Below are 15,933 nucleotides of genomic sequence, written 5' to 3'. Positions count from 1 at the left end.
ACCCCGTTACGCGCACCCACGCCAGGAGCACCGTGTCCCCGAAGCACCCGAAACCGAGAACGTCCGTCACCACCGCGGCCCTGCTCGCGGCGGCCACCGCCCTCCTGACCGGATGCGGCGGCGGCCCGCCGGCCGCCAACGGGCCGTCGAAGGCCGGCTGTCCGGAGGTCCTCCCCCGGGCCGAGGCCGCCGTCCGGCGGGCCGAGACCGCCGACGCCTCCTGGAACGGGCCCGCCTCCGGGCCGGCGGCCGTTCCCGGCAAGAGCATCGTGTACGTCGCGCAGACGATGACCAACCCGGGCGTCGCGGGAGTCGCCAAGGGCGTCGAGGAGGCGGCGAAGGCCATCGGCTGGACGGTCCGGGTGATCGACGGGGACGGTACCCCGGCCGGCATCCAGGCGGCGCTCAGCCAGGCGGTCACCCTGAAGCCCTCGGGCATCGTCATCGGCGGGTTCGACCCCCGTCCGGCCTCGCGGCAGATGGCGGCGGCCGGCGCCGCGCGCATCCCGGTGGTCGGCTGGCACGCGGTGGACTCCCCCGGGCCCAGCCGGGACCCCGCGCTCTTCACCAACGTCACCACGAAGGTGGAGGACGTGGCGAGGATCAGCGCGGACTGGATCATCGCCCGGTCCGGGGGTGATGCCGGGGTCGTCCTGTTCACCGACGACTCGATCCCCTTCGCCCGGAACAAGGCCGACCTGATCGAACGGGAGCTGGCGTCCTGTTCCGGGGTACGGCTCCTGACGTACGAGAACATCCCGATCCCGGACGCGAGCAGCCGCACCCCGCAGGCGGTCTCCTCCCTGCTCGCCCGTTTCGGGAAGGACTGGACCCACTCGGTCGCCATCAACGACCTGTACTTCGCCGACGCCGCCCCGGCGCTGCGGGCGGCGGGACGTCCGGGGGCGGGGCCGCCCCTGAACATCGGCGCGGGCGACGGCGACCCCTCCGCCTTCCAGCGGGTCAACAGCGGGCAGTTCCAGGCGGCCACCGTCCCGGAGCCGCTGTCCCAGCAGGGCTGGCAGATCGTCGACGAGTTCAACCGAGCCTTCGCCGGTCAGCCGGCGAGCGGCTACGTGGCCCCCGTCCACATCGCCACGGCCGGCAACAGCCGGGGCGCCACCTCCTGGGACCCGCCGGGCTACCGGGAGGCGTACCGGAGGATCTGGCAGGCCGGAGAGCCCCATGAGTGAAGCTTCAACCACCTTGCGCAGCAGGAGAGTTGACCGTCACCCGATATGACCGGCGCCGTGGGCGCGTGGCATGATCAACCTTCACGTTACCTACCAGTAACGGCACTTCCCCCCAATTCGAAGGTCACACCCACGTGCGTACGCTCGCCAGACGCCTCCTGCTGCCCGGCCTGACCGCCCTCGCGCTCACCACCGCCGGCTGCTCCTCCCCGGCCCCCGTGAACACCGCCGGACCGGGCAGCCCGGCCGCCCTCCCCTCCACCTCCGACGGCACGCAGCGGCTGGACGTGGACGCCGCGCCGCAGGGGGCGGGCACCCCCTCCGCCATCGCCCGCACACGCGGCGGCCAGGGCCCGGAGAAGGCCCCGCTGAAGGTCGCCTCCTACGACAAGGCCAGCGGACGCGCCGTCATATCCGCGGCCCCGCAGGGCGGCGGCGCCTCGGCGAACCGCTCCTCCGCACCCTCCTCCGCACCCTCCGCCAAACCGTCCGCCGGCTCCTCCGCCGCGGCCGCCAAGCCCGTCGCGGTGGGCGACGTCATCGCCAGCGCCCCGGCGCCCGGCGCCCCCGACGGCCTCCTCGCGAAGGTCACCGAGGTCGTCGGCAAGACCGACCGCGGCACCGAGGTGAAGACCGCTCCCGCCACACTGGCCGCCGCGCTCGGCGACGACAGGGCCGACGGCAAGGTCCCCGTCGACCCGGCCTCGGTGGTCGTCGAGCCCCTGATGAAGGGCGTCACCTTCTCCTGGGCCAAGGGCCGGGGAGTCACGTCCGGGCCCCAGGGCGCCAAGCTGCCGCTGGGCAACCTGCGGCTCGACGTGGACGCCGCCGTCGACACCGCCAAGGACGCCCCCGCGTCGGCGGGCGCCTCGGTGTCCGGCTTCGTGCAGCTCGCCCCCCAGGTCGAGTTCTCGTACGACGGCAGCAAGGGCGCCGGCCACGGCCCGGACGCGGCGTTCCTCGGGATGAGCGGCGACTGGTCCTCCCAGTGGGCCCTGAAGGGCCGCGCCGCCGCGAGCACGGGCGCACCCAAGCGGATCCCGTTCGCCAAGCTGCGCAGCAACCCCGTCCTCCAGGTCGGCCCGGTCCCCGTCGTCGTCAACCTCGAACTCACCTGCTACGTACAGGTGGAGGCCGACGGCAAGGTCACCCTCGACGTCCAGCAGGACGTCAAGGGCGACTTCCGCGTCGGCGGCAGCTACGCGACGGGCAAGGGCTGGACCCCGGTCAGCTCCTCGGCCGTGCACAGCACCCCGGTGAAGGCGGCCGTCACCGCCGCCGGCCGGGTCAAGGGCGCCCTCGGCGCCGAGGCCTCCGTGGGCCTGTACGGGGCCGTCGGCGTCACCGCCGACTTCGCCCCCTACCTGCGCGGCGAGGCCGACGCCTCCGCGAGCGCGTCCACCGACGGGAAGACCTCGGCGAACGGCTCCTGGGCCCTGTACGGCGGCTTCGACCTGAGCGGCCAGCTCCAGCTCCAGCTGTCCGTGTTCGGCACGCCGGTCGTCGAGCGGCGCGTCCCGCTGGGCGCCCTGCACCGCGAGTGGCCCCTGGTGAGCGGCCGCGCCGGGCAGTGAACCCGCCCGCCCGGCCGGGCTCCGCTCCGCGGATCCCGGTCAGGCGGTCGGTTCCGCTCCCGGCGGCGGGGGCAGCGGCGGCAGGGCCGTACCGTACAGCCAGGCCGCGAACAGGCCGTCCAGCGGCCCGGCGGCGTAACCCGCCGCGTGGGCGGTGAAGGCGGCCGTGGTCACCACGCCGTGCCGGTGCAGGGCCGCCCAGTCGCGGAGCATCCGGAAGAACGCCGCGTCGCCCAGGGCACAGCGGACGGCGTGCACGGTCAGGCCGCCCCGCTGGTAGAGGCGGTCGTCGAACATCAGCCGGCGGCCGGGGTCGGCGAGCTCCAGGTCCTGCGGCAGCGCGCCCAGCAGCCGGTGCGCGGCGTATGCGTGCTCGTGCGCGCTGCGGCCTCCGGAGCGCTCCGACCAGAGCCACTCGGCGTACTTGGCGAAGCCCTCGTTGAGCCAGATGTGGCGCCAGTCCGCGATGCCCACGCTGTTGCCGAACCACTGGTGCGCCAGTTCGTGGGCGACGAGCCGCTCGGAGCCGCGCGCCCCGTCCACGTGGTTCGTGCCGAACAGGGACAGCCCCTGGGCCTCCACGGGGACGTCCAGCTCCTCGTCGGCCACGGCCACCGCGTACTCGCCGAAGGGGTAGGGGCCGAAGAGCTCCTCGAAGAGGCGCATCATGGCGGGCTGCCGGGCGAAGTCCCGGGAGAACCGCGGCAGCACGTGGGCGGGCACGTGGGCGGTCTGCGGCACCCCGCCGAGGCCCGGGTCGCCGAGCAGCACCGTCTGGTACTGGCCGATGGCCAGCCCGACCAGGTAGCTGGCGGTGGGCGCGGACTGCTCGTACACCCAGGTGGTGGTGCTGGCCCTGGTGGTCCGGGTGAGGAGGCGGCCCACGGCGGCCACCGTGTACGCGGACGGGGTGTTCAGGGAGATGTGGTAGGCGGCCTTGTCGGCGGGCCGGTCGTTGCACGGGTACCAGGAGGGCGCGCCGACGGGCTGGCTGGCCACGAGCGCCCCGTCGGTCAGCTCCTCCCAGCCGAGCCCGCCCCAGGGGCTGCGCACGGGTTTCGGGTTGCCCGCCCAGTGGACCTCGACGGTGAAGGCGGCGCCGGGGTGCAGGGCCTTGGCCGGCCGGATACGGAGCCGGCCGGCCCGGTGGGTGTAGTGCGGGGCACGGCCGTCCACCAGGACCCGGCCGATCCGGAAGGCGGCCAGGTTCAGGTGGAACTCCGCCAGCGGGGCCGGCCCGGCGATGGCGCTGAGCCGGGCGGTGCCGGCCAGCCGGTTGGGCCCGGGCCGGTACTCCAGGGCGAGTTCGTAGCGGTGCACCCGGTAGCGGGGGTCGCCGTTGTCCGGGAAGTACGGGTCCGCCGCGCTCTGGCCACTCATCGCCGGTTCCGCTCCCGCTCTGTGCCCCGGTCCTCGGACTAGGACCGCCACGCCTCGATCGGATTGCCCAGCCAGCGGGTGTCGGCCGGGACGGACTCCCCGGCCATCACGAGGGAGGCGGGACCCAGGGTGCTGCGCGCCCCGACCGTGCTCCCGGGCAGGACGATTCCGCCCGGCCCCAGGGTGGCGCCCTCGCGGAGGACCACAGTATCCGTCCGCAAGATCCGGTCGTGGAAGAGGTGCGTCTGCAACACGCAGCCCCGGTTGACGCTGACCGCGTCGCCGAGGGTCACCAGGTCCGTCTCGGGCAGCCAGTAGCTCTCGCACCACACTCCCCGGCCGATGCGCGCCCCGAGCCCGCGCAGCCACAGGACGAGCAGCGGGGTTCCGGGGACGGATCCGGCGAGCCAGGGCACGGCCAGTACCTCCACGAAGGTGTCGGCCAGTTCGTTGCGCCAGACGAAGCCGCTCCACAGCGGGTGTTCCGCCCGCCGGTGCCGGCCGACCAGCAGCCACTTGGCCGCCACGGTGACGGCGCAGGCGGCCGCGCCCGCGGTGAGCAGGACCGCTCCGGACAGCAGGGCGGCGCCGGGGACGCCCAGCGCGGCCGTGGCGCCCAGCGCGCACAGCGCCGCCAGGGTCAGGACGGCGAGGGCGGCCGAGCAGAAGACGGGCACGAGCCGGCAGGCCTCGACCAGGCCGCGCGCCCACAGCAGCCGGGCGGGCGGGTCGTAGGTGCGGCCGCGGTCGGCGGCCGCGGCGGACCTGGGCAGCCGTACCGGCGGCAGGCCCAGGTACGAACTGCCCTTCTTCGCCTTCTTCGGGGTGGCGGACAGTACGCCGACCAGCCCGCCGTCCGGCACGCTGCGGCCGGGCGCGGTCATCCCGGAGTTGCCGAGGAAGGCCCGGCGGCCGATCTCGGAGCGGCCGATGCGCATCCAGCCGCCGCCGCGTTCGCAGGGGGCGGTCAGGGTGTCGTCGGCGAGGAACGCGCCGTCGCCGACGGTGGTCAGGCTGGGCAGGGCGAGCACGGTGGACACCTCGGCGCCCCGGCCGACGCGCATGCCGAGCAGCCTCAGCCACACCGGGGTGACCAGCCCGGCGTACAGCGGGAAGAGCGTCGCCCGGGCCAGGTCCATCAGCTGGACGACCGCCCAGGCCTGCCAGCCGACGCGGCTGTGGGTGGGGTGGTTCCCGGTGCGCAGTCCGAGGCTGAGCAGGCGTACGGCGGCCAGTACGAGCAGCGCGTACGCCAGGGCGAAGGCGAGCGCGCCGGGCACGACGGCGAGCAGCGCCCCGCGCAGGGCCTCGGCGGGTGCGGCGCCGGCGGGCACGAAGCGGGCGGCGACGAGCAGCGCGGGGAGGGCGGCGAGCAGTGGCAGGGCCGTGAGGCAGAATCCGGTGGCCCCGTACATGGCCCGCCAGCGGCGGGCTCGCGGCGGGCGCTCCACGGGCCAGTTGTGCTTGGCCCGGCCGAGCCGGACGGCGGGGGCGCCGCCCCAGCGCTGGCCGGCCGGGACCTGTCCGGCCACGGCGGAGCCCGGTGCCACCTCGGCCCGCTTGCCGACGCGCGCGCCGGGGAAGAGCATGCTGCGGGTGCCGACGACCGCGCCCGCGCCGATCCGGACGGGGCCGATCTCCAGGCGGTCGCCGTCCAGCCAGTGGCCGCTGAGGTCCACCTCCGATTCCACGGCGCAGCCGCGGCCGAGCCTGAGCATGCCGGTGACCGGGGGCAGGGAGTGCAGGTCCACGTCGGGTCCCACGCGGGCGCCGAGGGCGCGGGCGTACCGCTGGAGCCAGGGGCCGGTGAGGGAGGTGGCGCCGGAGCACTCGGCGAGCCGCTCGGCCGTCCACAGCCTCAGGTGCACGCCGCCGCCCCGCGGGTGGCGTCCGGCCCGTACCCCGCGCAGCAGCAGGCGGGCGCCGCCGGCGGCGATGGCCAGGCGGCCGGGCGGGCTGAACAGCAGGGCCGCGCCGGCGGCCACGTACCACCAGGAGGCGGTGGGCGCCCACGGGTACGGTCCGAGGCGGTGCAGCAGGTTGCCGAGGGCCAGCAGGGCGACCGTCCAGCGCAGGCCGACGAGGGTGAACAGCGGCAGCAGCAGGAGGCACTGGGCGGCCTTGGCGCGCGCGGGGACCGGCGCGACGGTGCGGGCGGTGCCGTCCTCGCGTACGGACCGCTCCAGCCGCCGGGCCAGTTTGCGCAGCGTCGGGTACTGGTAGACGTCGAGGACGGCGACGCCGGGGTAGCGGGTGCGCAGCCGGGTGGTGAGCTGCGCGGCGGCGAGGCTGTTGCCGCCGGTGGCGAAGAAGTCGTCGCCGGCGCCGGTCACGGGCACGCCGAGGGTTTCGCTCCACTGTTCGGCGAGCCAGGCCTCGGTGCCGTGGAGGGGCTCGGCGGGGCCGGCGGTCTCCAGTCCGGGCAGGGGCCAGGGCAGTGCGTCGCGGTCGACCTTGCCGGAGGTGCGGGTGGGCAGGGCGTCGACCTGCGCGAGGAGCGGTACGAGGGCGGCGGGCAGTGCGGCGCGCAGCCGTTCGACGGCGGCGGTGCGGTCCCAGCCGTCCTGGGTGACGAGGTACCCGACGAGCAGGTGGTTTCCGCCACGGGCGGTGCGTACGGCGGCGGCCGCGCCGGCGACGCCGGGCAGGGCCTGGAGCGCGGCGTCGACCTCGCCGAGTTCGATCCGCCGGCCGCCGAGTTTGACCTGCTCGTCGGCGCGGCCGAGGAAGACCAGGCCCTCCGGTTCGGCGCGGACCAGGTCGCCGCTGCGGTAGGCGCGCGGCCAGCCGAGGGATTCCAGCGGGGCGTACTTCTCGGCGTCCTTGGCGGGGTCGAGGTACCGGGCGAGGCCGGCGCCCCCGATGACGAGCTCGCCGCTGCCGCCCATGGGGACGGGCTCGCCGGACGTGTCGACCACGGCCAGTTCCCAGCCGGCGAGCGGGAGGCCGATCCTGATGGGCTCCTCGCCGGTCAGCGGGCAGGCGCAGGCGACGACGGTGGCCTCGGTGGGGCCGTACGTGTTCCAGACCTCGCGTCCCTCGGTGACCAGGCGTGCGGCCAGTTCGGGCGGGCAGGCCTCGCCGCCGAAGATCAGCAGCCGGACCTCGTCGAGGGCGGCGGGCTCCCAGAGCGCGGCCAGGGTGGGCACGGTGGAGACCACGGTGATCTCCTGTTCGACCAGCCAGGGGCCGAGGTCGGCGCCGCTGCGGACCCGGTGGCGGGGTACGGGGACGAGGCAGGCGCCGTGGCGCCAGGCCAGCCACATCTCCTCGCAGGAGGCGTCGAAGGCGACGGAGAGTCCGGCCATGACCCGGTCCCCGGGGCCGATCGGCTCCTCGGCGAGGAACAGGGCCGCCTCGGCGTCGACGAAGGCGGCGGCGCTGCGGTGGCTGACGGCGACGCCCTTGGGCCGGCCGGTGGAGCCGGAGGTGAAGATGATCCACGCGTCGTCCTCGGGACCCGGCCGGACGGCGGGGGCGGGGGTACGGGTGGGGCCGGTGGGGCCGGTGGGGTCGATGCGCCTGCCGGGGCCCAGTACCGCCCGTACGCCCGCTTCGCCGAAGACCAGCCGGGCCCGCTCGTCGGGGTCCTCGGCGTCGACCGGTACGTAGGCGGCGCCCGCGGCGAGGACGGCGAGGACGGCCACGTACAGCTCGTTGGTGCCGGAGGGGACGCGTACGCCGACCCGGTCGCCGTGTCCCACTCCGGCGGCCGCGAGGGCCCGCCGGCGGCGTTCGACCCGGGCGGCCAGGGCCCGGTAGGTGAGCCGGGAGGTGCCGTCGTCCAGGGCGGGCTCGTCGGGGTGGGCCCGTACGGTGGCCTCGAAGACGTCGAGGAGGGTACGGGCGGGGGCGGCGGGACCGGCGGAGAACCGGGCGGTCTTGCCGGGGTCCCCGGGTGGCTCCCCTTCGTCGGGCACCGGCTCGTCGGGCAGGGCCCCGTCGGCCGTCAGGGTGAGTTCACCGCGTTCGGGTGTGGCTGCCATGGGCCCTCGCGTCTCGCTCCCGGACACGTCCGGGGTGCCGGCGGAGCCCGGGTCTGCCCGGGTTGTTCCGGTCCGGCGGAGAACAGCCCACCAGCCTAGTTCGCCGTCGGGGAATTTCCCGTCGAAGGCCCGGGCGTGGCCGGAAGGCGTACTTCCTCTCAGGACGGTCGCACCGTGCGGGGCCCGGCGCAGTGGGCTCCGTAGGCTTTCACCCGTTCGCGCAGGGCGCGGTCGGCGGTGACCACCACGCAGGGGCGGCCGGTGTGGGCGGCGGCGAGTTCCACGATGCGGTCGTCGCCGCTGCCGGGCGCGGAGTCGACCCGGACGCCGGGTACGGACGCGATGCCGCGGGCCGCGCCCTCGACGACGAGGATGACCTCCTCGCCGGTGTCCCGCTCCGCGAGCCGGTCGCGCAGCCGCTCGGCGGCGCCCTTGCGGTCGCGCCACCAGCCGTCGGGCACGGAGCCGACGACGTTGGCCGCGTCGACGATGAGGACGGAGGTGAGGGGTTCGGTCACGTTCCGTCATTCTGCCACGGGGGTCTCCGGGGGCGCGACGACGAAGACGTCGGACAGCGGTGAGGTGTCCGCGCTGGCGCTGATCAGCAGGTCGTAGGTGTCGGGGGGCAGTACGCCGAGGTCGAACCGCTGCCGTTCGCGCGGGACGGTGACGGCACGGTCGACGGCCGGCAGGCCGGTGGTCCGGCTGGTCACCGTGAGCCGGGCCTGGATCTCGGGCAGTGCGCTCTCGCTCTGGGCGCTGTTGGCCCCTATCTCGCAGACCACCGGCTCTCCGTCGAGGTAGAGGTCGTCGCCGAGGTAGCTGAACCAGGTGGTCACGGCGGCGCGCAGGTCGTCGACACGGATGTCGTGCAGGGACTCGAGGATGCCCTTCAGGTGGTCGAGCATCGCGTCGTGGTTCTGCAGGCTGCCGTGCTTCTGCGGGACGAAGGTGCGGGCGTCCTCGGTGCCGGAGAGGGCCGCGGAGAGCTTGGGGACGGTGCCGTCGCCGCCCTCGTCGTGGTCACCGCGCGCCATCAGGGTCTCGACCTTGTCGCCGACGGTCCTGGCCGACTGCCGGGTGGGCTGGTCCATGCCGACGACGGGGTGGTAGACGACCTGGTTGGACTCCCAGGCCGGGTCCTTCCGGTTCTCGGCGGCCGCCTTCTCCATCTCCTCGTGGAACTCCGTGAGGTGGCTGCTCCACTGGGGCTGCCAGCCGGGCAGTTGGGCACGGGCGGGAGTGGTGGCCACGCCGTCGGGCCCGTACACGCACCGGTAGACGGGCGCGAGCTGGTGCAGGCCGGTCAGGGAGCGCAGGAGCCGGGTGAGGTCGTGTTCGAAGGGACCGATGCGCTTCTGGAAGCCGTTGCACAGGAACTCGACGGCGTTGAGGGATCCGTAGTAGGGGGTGCCGAAGGTCACGATGGCGCGGGTGTCCTTCCAGCCGCCGAGCACCTCGACGTAGTAGCGGGAGACGAGGCCGCCCATCGAGTGCCCGATCAGGACGAGCTGGGCGGCGGAGTTGCCGCTCTTCTCACGCCAGTCGCGCAGCCAGAGCTCGCTCCGCTCGGCCAGCTGCCGGGCGGCGGCCCGGTTGTCGCGCCGCCAGTCGTAGGGGAACGGGAAGTAGTTCTGGCCCGGTGTCAGTTCGAACCGGCTCAGCAGGAACTTCTCGGTCGCCGTGTAGCCGTCGATCTTCCACAGGCCGGGCAGGGTGTGGAGGTCGGGCACCAGCCGGGTGGCGACGACGTCGTCGCCGAGGTCGTCCTCGTGCCAGTCGTCCTGGCCGTCGCGCAGTTCCAGCTCCTCCAGGGAGCGGCCCAGGCTCGTCAGGGCGCCCATGACCGCCGAGGCCGAGGGGGCCCACACGTCCTTTCCCTTCCGCGTCAGTACGCTGCCGGTGATGCCGGGGAGCAGTACGACGACGTCGGGCATCGGGCTCTTGCCCATGAGCCGGCCTCCTAGCTCTCTTGCGGGTCGGACGGGTTCTCTTTCTCGGGTGGGACGAACGGATCGGAGGCGTCCCCGTAGTGCTGGTAGGCGGCCCAGGAGCTCCACCGCTGCCGGTTCTGCCCGCCGTCGGCCCACTCGTTCTCGGCGCGCTGCTCGTAGAGCTTCTTGCGCGCGGAGCGGACGGCGGCTCCCACCGTCGGGGGGTCCTCGGCGGGCCCGATCGTGAACAGGTGCCGGTAGAACTGCTCGGCGAAGGAGATGCCCTGGTCGTCGGGGATCCGCCAGGCCGCGCCGATGTAGTGGCCGACGCCGATGCGCAGGAACTCGTCGGCGAGGCTGGGGACGAGCGCGGCCTGCGGGTTCCCCCAGGGACTCCGGTCGGCCGCCGCGGGCGCTCCGGCGGCGCCGAGCCGGGCCGTGTAGCAGGCGTTGGCCACGACGATCAGCGGAGGCCGCTCCAGCAGGGACAGTTCCTGGGCGGTCAGCAGGCCGTCGGCGAAGACCCAGCCCGAGCGCCGGCCCGTGCCGGACAGGTCGAAGTCGCTGTGGCCGCAGTAGTGGACGATGTCGTTGCACCCGCACAGCAGGGCCCGCAGGACGTCGAGCCGCCTCGCGGGCTCCACGCCCGGCTGGCGGGTGGAGTTCGGGGCGCCGACGAAGAGGCTGACGTCGACCCCCAGGGCCGTGAGCTGGGCGGCGACCGCGAGCGCCTCGCTGCGGGCGCCCGGCAGCTGGAAGCCCTTCTCCGGGTCGCCGGGGTCGCCGATCACCAAGGCGTGCAGCACTCCGTCGGCCGGTCCCTCGGTCATCACGCGTGCGTAGGGGGTCCTCAGTTGCCGGGACAGCTGGGTGCGGATCGCCAGGGGATCGCGCCGCTCGTCGCTGGCCGGCTGGACCTCCGTGAGGAACTCCCAGGGCACGGAGGCCGTGTCGCGGTCGAGTTCCAGCAGCACCGTGGCGTCGTCGGAGATCAGCCGCTGGAAGTCCCCGGGCACGAAGCGGGAGAGCAGGTCCGGCAGTCCGCGCGCGTCGTCGACGGTGGGTTCCGTCAGCCGGCCCACCAGCTCGCGCAGCAGGTCCGTGTCCACGGGGACGATCCGTTCCGGTACGGTGGCGCGCCCGGTCAGCGCCGCCCAGCTCAGGCCGTTGACGCCCGACTGGACGGACATCCGCACCGGCAGGGAGCCGTCCGGGCTCTCGGTGGGACCGCGGACCGTCAGGGACAGGTCGGTCCGGGCCACTTCGGCGAGGTGGGCCAGCTGCTCGCGGACCTGGTCGCGGATGCCGGCATCGAAGTCGGCCAGCACGGTGCGCAGGGCCTCTTCCGCGGAGGCCGTCTCCGGGCCGCCCGGCGCGCCGGCGCCGCCGTCCGGGGCCGGGTCCGCCGGGCGGGCCAGTCCGGACAGCGCTTTCAGGGCGTAGACGGCGGCCGAGGGCGCGAACAGCCGGCCGCCGCCTTCCTCCCGCAGGTCCGTGCCGATCCGCAGCTGCGGGTGGTTCGCGGCGGCGTTGGTCAACGCCAGCAGGAGTTGTTCGGCGCGCAGCCGGTCGACCTCCACGATGAGCACCTCGGTGAGCCGGGGCGTGGGTGCCAGGGGGCCTACCGAGGCGAGGGCGGTGGCGAAGCCCCGGACGAGGGAACGGGCCGCCCCGCCGACGGAGAGGTTCCCCGCCCCTGCGCCGACGAGGACCGTCGCCAGGGTCTCGACATGGCCGACGGCGAAGGCTTCGTTCAGCAGGGAGGCGTACATCTGGATGGCACGGCGTTCGGTGAGGGTGCCCATGCGGCCCATGCCGACGACGGCGGCCGACCGGACGGGGCCCGCCTTGCACGGGAAGTAGGTGACCTCGCCGAGCTGGGCGTCGACCCAGCCGAGCCGGGTGTGCTCCGTGATCAGCGGGCGGGGGCCGTCGGATATGGCGCGGTCCAGTGCGAGTTCCGCCGCTGAGGGCACGACCGACTGGTAGTGCCCGGTGACGTGCAGATCGGCGGCGGTCCGCACGAGGTCGCCCCAGACCACGGTGATGTTGACGGTTGGACCATCGGTGCGCGGCGGCGGGGCGGGAACCGGGTCCGGACGGCGGACGGGCTGTGGGTTGGAGGGCGTCGGCACGCCTTCCAGCAAGTCGGCGATGCGAGCGGCGGGGGTGCTCACCACGATGCTCCTCCTTCGAGTCGCCCGAGATTCGCGTACCGGGTGCGCCGCACCTCTCCCCCCACAGGATTATCCCACCGATTCCGCGCGGGGCCCTGCCCGGGCGGGGCGCCCGCTCGCCCGAACGTGGGGAGTGCGCGGCCCGGCGGGGCGCGCCGACCGGTGGCGCGTACGCCGTGCCCCGATGGTGGGGGCGGGCCGGTGCGCGCACCGCGCACCGCGACCGTGTGGCGAAGGGAGACCGTTCTGGACGGTCCTGGGCCGGACGCCCCGGACAGGGACCCCGCCGGCCGTGCGCCCCGGTCCCCCGGGCCCGCTGACGGCGGTTCCGGCAATCCACCGTGGGGGCTGGCCCTGCTCGCCCTCGCCGGCACGCTGCTCACGGCGCTGCTGGGTCCGCTGCTCCAGCTGCTCGGGATCAAGTCCAGCCCGGTGGCGGCCGTTCTCGTCCTGTTCGCGGTGCTGGTCGGCGGGGTCGTCGCCGTCAGGAAGGCGTTCAAGGACCGGCCCGGGATGTCCCGCCGCGCGCGCCTGCTGTCCGTCGCGGGCCTGGTCGTGTTCCTGCTCGCCTGCACCGCCCTGGTGGTCCTCTTCCGGCCCGGCGCGGCGCCGCCGGAGCTGGTCCGGCTGCCGGGGACGCAGGACGTGGCCGTGGTCGGCTTCGAGGGCGTCGGGCCGGGCCAGGACCAACGGGTGCTGGACGACGTGTCGGAGGCGTTCACCGCCGCGCTGTCGCAGGACCGGCTGCCCGAGGGCAGCACGGCGCACGACTACGCCCGGGTCACCGCGCCTCCGCTGGGGGTGCTCGCGGGCAGCGGGCGGGAACGGCGGAAGCTGGACGACTGGACGGCCGGTTTCGTCGACGAGACCAATGCCGGGATCGTCGTCGGGGGCCTGGTCACCACGGACTCCGGGGGGCAGAACGTGCTGCGGCCCGCCGTGTACGTACGGGCCGCGCAGGTGCTGGACGCACCCGAACTCGCCGGGTGGTACCTGAGCGGCCCGATCCGGCTCGACCAGGACTGGAACTCCGACGCGGGCCGCAGGCACGTGATCGCCGAACTGGCGCGCCGTACGCACGGACTGGCCGGCTTCACCCATGCCCTCGACCTCTGGCGGGCCGGCCGGGTCGCCGACGCCAAGCGCGAGCTGGACCGGCTGCTGCCGCCGGCCTCGGGCGGCGGACGCGACGACGGCTCGGAGTTCGTCACGGCCGACCTGGTGCGCCTCTTCCGCGGACACTCCCTGGAGCAGATCGCCTCCGGGCTCCCGGCCGCCGGGCGCGTACCGTACTTCGAGGCGGCCCGCGCCGACTACCGGGCCGTCGACCCGACGGGCCCGGTCGGCCTGCGGGCCCGGCTCAGCCTGGCGGGTACCCGGTACCAGCTGGCGCTCGGCCCGAATCCGAGCTGCCGCCCGGGCACGGTGGACGCCGGGGCGCTGGCCGCCGCCTCCGCCGAGCTGCGCGCGCTCGCGGACGACGGAGCCTTCTCCGAGACCGGCCGGCTGCGGGCGTCGGTGAACCTGGCCCAGGTGGAGCTGTGCCGGCTGACGGCGGGCCTCGTCGGGGACGACGGGACGATCGGGCGGGCCCTGGACCGCGTGCGCTCCGCCGAAGGGGGCGGTGACGCGGTCCAGGAGCTGCGGGTGCTGGCCATGTCCATCGCGGCGACGTACGCCTCCGGGCGCGGGGACCTGGCGGGCGCCGTGGCCACGATGAAGGAGGCGGTCGCCAAGGAACGCGGCTTCGCCCGGCGCGGACTGTGGCAGGCGATCGCGGCGGGGTGGGAGTTCCGGCTCGGCGAGCTGACGGCCGGCTGCGCGGACCTGCGGGAGGCGCTCGGTCAGCTCGGCGACGCCCGCACGAAGGGGGAGATCACCGCTCAGCGGCACGAGGAACTGGCCGGGGCCCTCCGGAAGGGGGCCGCGGACGCCGGGGCCCCGTGCTCAGGGGCCGCGCCGAGCGGCCCGCCGTCGAAAGGACCGTGAAACACGTGAGGCCACACATGCTGCTCCCGGGCGCGGTCGTGCTGGGCTGGCTCCTCGCCGGCTGCGGTTCGACCCCGTCCCCGGGCACCTCCGGCGGTGCCGGCGACGTGCCCGCTCCCCCGGTCACCACCAGCCGGGCCGCCGGCCCCACCACCGCCGCCCCGACCGCGACCGGCCCGACCACGCCCGCGCCGGCGCCCTCGACGTCCGGGCCCAGGCCCACCGACCCGGCCACGGACGTGCTGCTGGCGCAGCAGATCACGGTCCTCGCGGCCGGTGACGGAGCCGTCCCGGACTGCGCCGCGGATCGGGCACGGGTCCCGGGGGCCGGCCGGGGGCCCGCGGTGTGGATCGGGAACATCTCGGGCCGGGACCGGGTGCTCACCCCGGACGAGGTGGCGCTGTGCCTGAGCGGCTTCGCGCCCGGTGAGCCGGTCGAGGTGACCGTCACGGCCGGGGGCAAGCGGTACACGACCACGGCGCGGCCGGGCACCCCCGGGCTCACCTCCGCCGGACTCGAACCGTCGGACTCGCTGTTCGACGGCCGCGAGCTGACGGTGCACGAGCTGGGCAACGGTGTGCTGCAGAGCGAGAAGTGGTGGTTCGTGCCGCCCGAGACGGCGCGCGAGGACCTCGCCGCCTCGGGTGAGCTCACGGTGGAGGCGGCCCAGGGCGCGCTGTCCGCCCGGCACGTCCACCCGGTCGAACTCCCGGACAGGACCGACCGCATGACGGTGGACCAGGGGAGCCACCGCATCCTCGTCTACGGCTTCCAGCCCGGCCTGCGGCTGCCCGTGGGCCTCTACAGCGTCGACCCCTCCTCGCAGCGCGCCTCGCTGGTCCGCCAGATCGGCACCGTGGTGATGCCCCGGTCGAGGACGGCCGTGTTCACCGTCCCCGAGGCGGTCGTCGAGGAGACCGGCGGCCAGGGCGTGTACTGCGTCACCGTGCCGCTGGAACAGCAGTACAACTGCCCCGAGCCGTAGGCCGGTTCAGCGGTAGCGGGCGGAGGCGGCGGCGAAGGGCGTGGCGTGCTGGGGCGCCGTGGCGAGGAGCGCGACCCAGGAGCCGTCGGTGAACTCGATGTCCATCCGGCCCTTCTGGAGGACGCCCGTCGGGTTGGCGCGTACGGCGGCCACCGCCGAGCGGGGCACCTCCCAGTGGTGCTTCATCACCGGCGCCGACTGCCACAGCGGCGAGACGTCGCTGAGCCCGAACCAGCGCCGGTCGGTGAGGACCAGTACGGAGGCGTTGGAACGGCGCACGTTGGCCAGGCTGATGACGAAGTGTCCGGCCGCGCTCTGCCAGCCGCCCTCCATGTTCTTGCCGTGCATCAGGCGCGTGCCGAGCTGGTCCAGCGCGTCGGGCATGCGGTCGATCGCGTCCGCCGCGGCGGCCGGCCGCGACCGCCGCGGGTCGAGCACCCGGGACTTGGCGATCTGCCGCAGCTGGCGGGGCAGTCGGGCCTCGATCCGCCGCTGGAGGTCGGAGGGGTCCGGGGGCGCGAGCATCGACTCGGGCGGGGTGGGTACACCCGGCCCGAGTTCGTGGGCGCAGGCGGCTATGAGGTGCTCTCCCGGCTGGAGGAACTGCCGGGCCTGCTGGCGCCTCTCCTCGTTCAACGGGCGTGCTCCTGTCCTTCTTGGGTGGTCATGTCCGGTGGAGTGGATTCTCCCCCATCACCCGGATTTCATGATCAC

General features: G+C 74.9%; 10 protein-coding genes. 4 read left to right on the top strand and 6 right to left on the bottom strand.

Going from position 1 to position 15,933, the window contains the following annotated elements:
* Positions 1–32 precede the first annotated feature (32 nt).
* Both ACZ518_RS31005 and ACZ518_RS31000 read left to right on the top strand, forming a co-directional pair.
* Positions 33–1,193 (top strand): substrate-binding domain-containing protein, encoded by a 1,161-nt coding sequence (locus ACZ518_RS31005; RefSeq protein ID WP_469116343.1) that lies wholly within the window; start codon positions 33–35, stop codon positions 1,191–1,193.
* 134 nt (positions 1,194–1,327) lie between these two features.
* A complete protein-coding gene (locus tag ACZ518_RS31000; RefSeq protein WP_469116342.1) occupies positions 1,328–2,767 on the top strand; it encodes a hypothetical protein in 1,440 nt (479 codons plus the stop codon).
* A 39-nt stretch (positions 2,768–2,806) separates the two neighbouring features.
* Here ACZ518_RS31000 and ACZ518_RS30995 read toward each other — a convergent pair whose 3' ends face one another.
* The 5 genes from ACZ518_RS30995 to ACZ518_RS30975 all read right to left on the bottom strand — a co-directional run bounded on the left by ACZ518_RS30995 (position 2,807) and on the right by ACZ518_RS30975 (position 12,247).
* Complete coding sequence (locus tag ACZ518_RS30995) at positions 2,807–4,147, bottom strand: M1 family metallopeptidase (protein WP_469116341.1); 1,341 nt, start codon at positions 4,145–4,147, stop codon at positions 2,807–2,809.
* A gap of 38 nt (positions 4,148–4,185) precedes the next feature.
* The gene (locus ACZ518_RS30990; RefSeq protein ID WP_469116340.1) at positions 4,186–8,133 is read right to left on the bottom strand and encodes a Pls/PosA family non-ribosomal peptide synthetase; all 3,948 of its coding nucleotides are present in this window, start codon (positions 8,131–8,133) and stop codon (positions 4,186–4,188) included.
* A 158-nt stretch (positions 8,134–8,291) separates the two neighbouring features.
* Complete coding sequence (locus tag ACZ518_RS30985; protein WP_469116339.1) at positions 8,292–8,651, bottom strand: NYN domain-containing protein; 360 nt, start codon at positions 8,649–8,651, stop codon at positions 8,292–8,294.
* A 6-nt stretch (positions 8,652–8,657) separates the two neighbouring features.
* Positions 8,658–10,085 carry a lipase family alpha/beta hydrolase gene (locus tag ACZ518_RS30980; RefSeq protein WP_469116338.1) on the bottom strand — a complete coding sequence of 476 codons (1,428 nt, stop codon included), beginning with the start codon at positions 10,083–10,085 and terminating at the stop codon, positions 8,658–8,660.
* A gap of 11 nt (positions 10,086–10,096) precedes the next feature.
* Positions 10,097–12,247: a CHAT domain-containing protein gene (locus ACZ518_RS30975; RefSeq protein WP_469116337.1), complete on the bottom strand. Its 2,151-nt coding sequence runs from the start codon at positions 12,245–12,247 to the stop codon at positions 10,097–10,099.
* A 198-nt stretch (positions 12,248–12,445) separates the two neighbouring features.
* Between ACZ518_RS30975 and ACZ518_RS30970 the strand changes: the two genes are divergently transcribed.
* Positions 12,446–14,233, top strand: coding sequence for a hypothetical protein (locus ACZ518_RS30970; protein ID WP_469116336.1), 1,788 nt, complete (start codon positions 12,446–12,448; stop codon positions 14,231–14,233).
* 5 nt (positions 14,234–14,238) lie between these two features.
* Positions 14,239–15,219, top strand: coding sequence for a hypothetical protein (locus ACZ518_RS30965; protein ID WP_469116335.1), 981 nt, complete (start codon positions 14,239–14,241; stop codon positions 15,217–15,219).
* 6 nt (positions 15,220–15,225) lie between these two features.
* Here ACZ518_RS30965 and ACZ518_RS30960 read toward each other — a convergent pair whose 3' ends face one another.
* The gene (locus ACZ518_RS30960; RefSeq protein ID WP_469116334.1) at positions 15,226–15,855 is read right to left on the bottom strand and encodes a hypothetical protein; all 630 of its coding nucleotides are present in this window, start codon (positions 15,853–15,855) and stop codon (positions 15,226–15,228) included.
* Between the last annotated feature and the right edge of the window lie 78 nt (positions 15,856–15,933).

This window comes from Streptomyces sp. NPDC033966 (assembly GCF_055575955.1).
The sequence above is the reverse complement of the archived record's forward strand: the minus strand, read 5'-3'. Positions and strand labels throughout refer to the sequence as shown.

What these genes read in the sequence shown, in the direction of transcription:
- ACZ518_RS30990 (WP_469116340.1), bottom strand. Translation starts at nt 8,133, where the DNA reads ATGGCAGCCACACCCGAACGCGGTGAACTCACCCTGACGGCCGACGGG.
- ACZ518_RS30980 (WP_469116338.1), bottom strand. Translation starts at nt 10,085, where the DNA reads ATGGGCAAGAGCCCGATGCCCGACGTCGTCGTACTGCTCCCCGGCATC.
- ACZ518_RS30995 (WP_469116341.1), bottom strand. Translation starts at nt 4,147, where the DNA reads ATGAGTGGCCAGAGCGCGGCGGACCCGTACTTCCCGGACAACGGCGAC.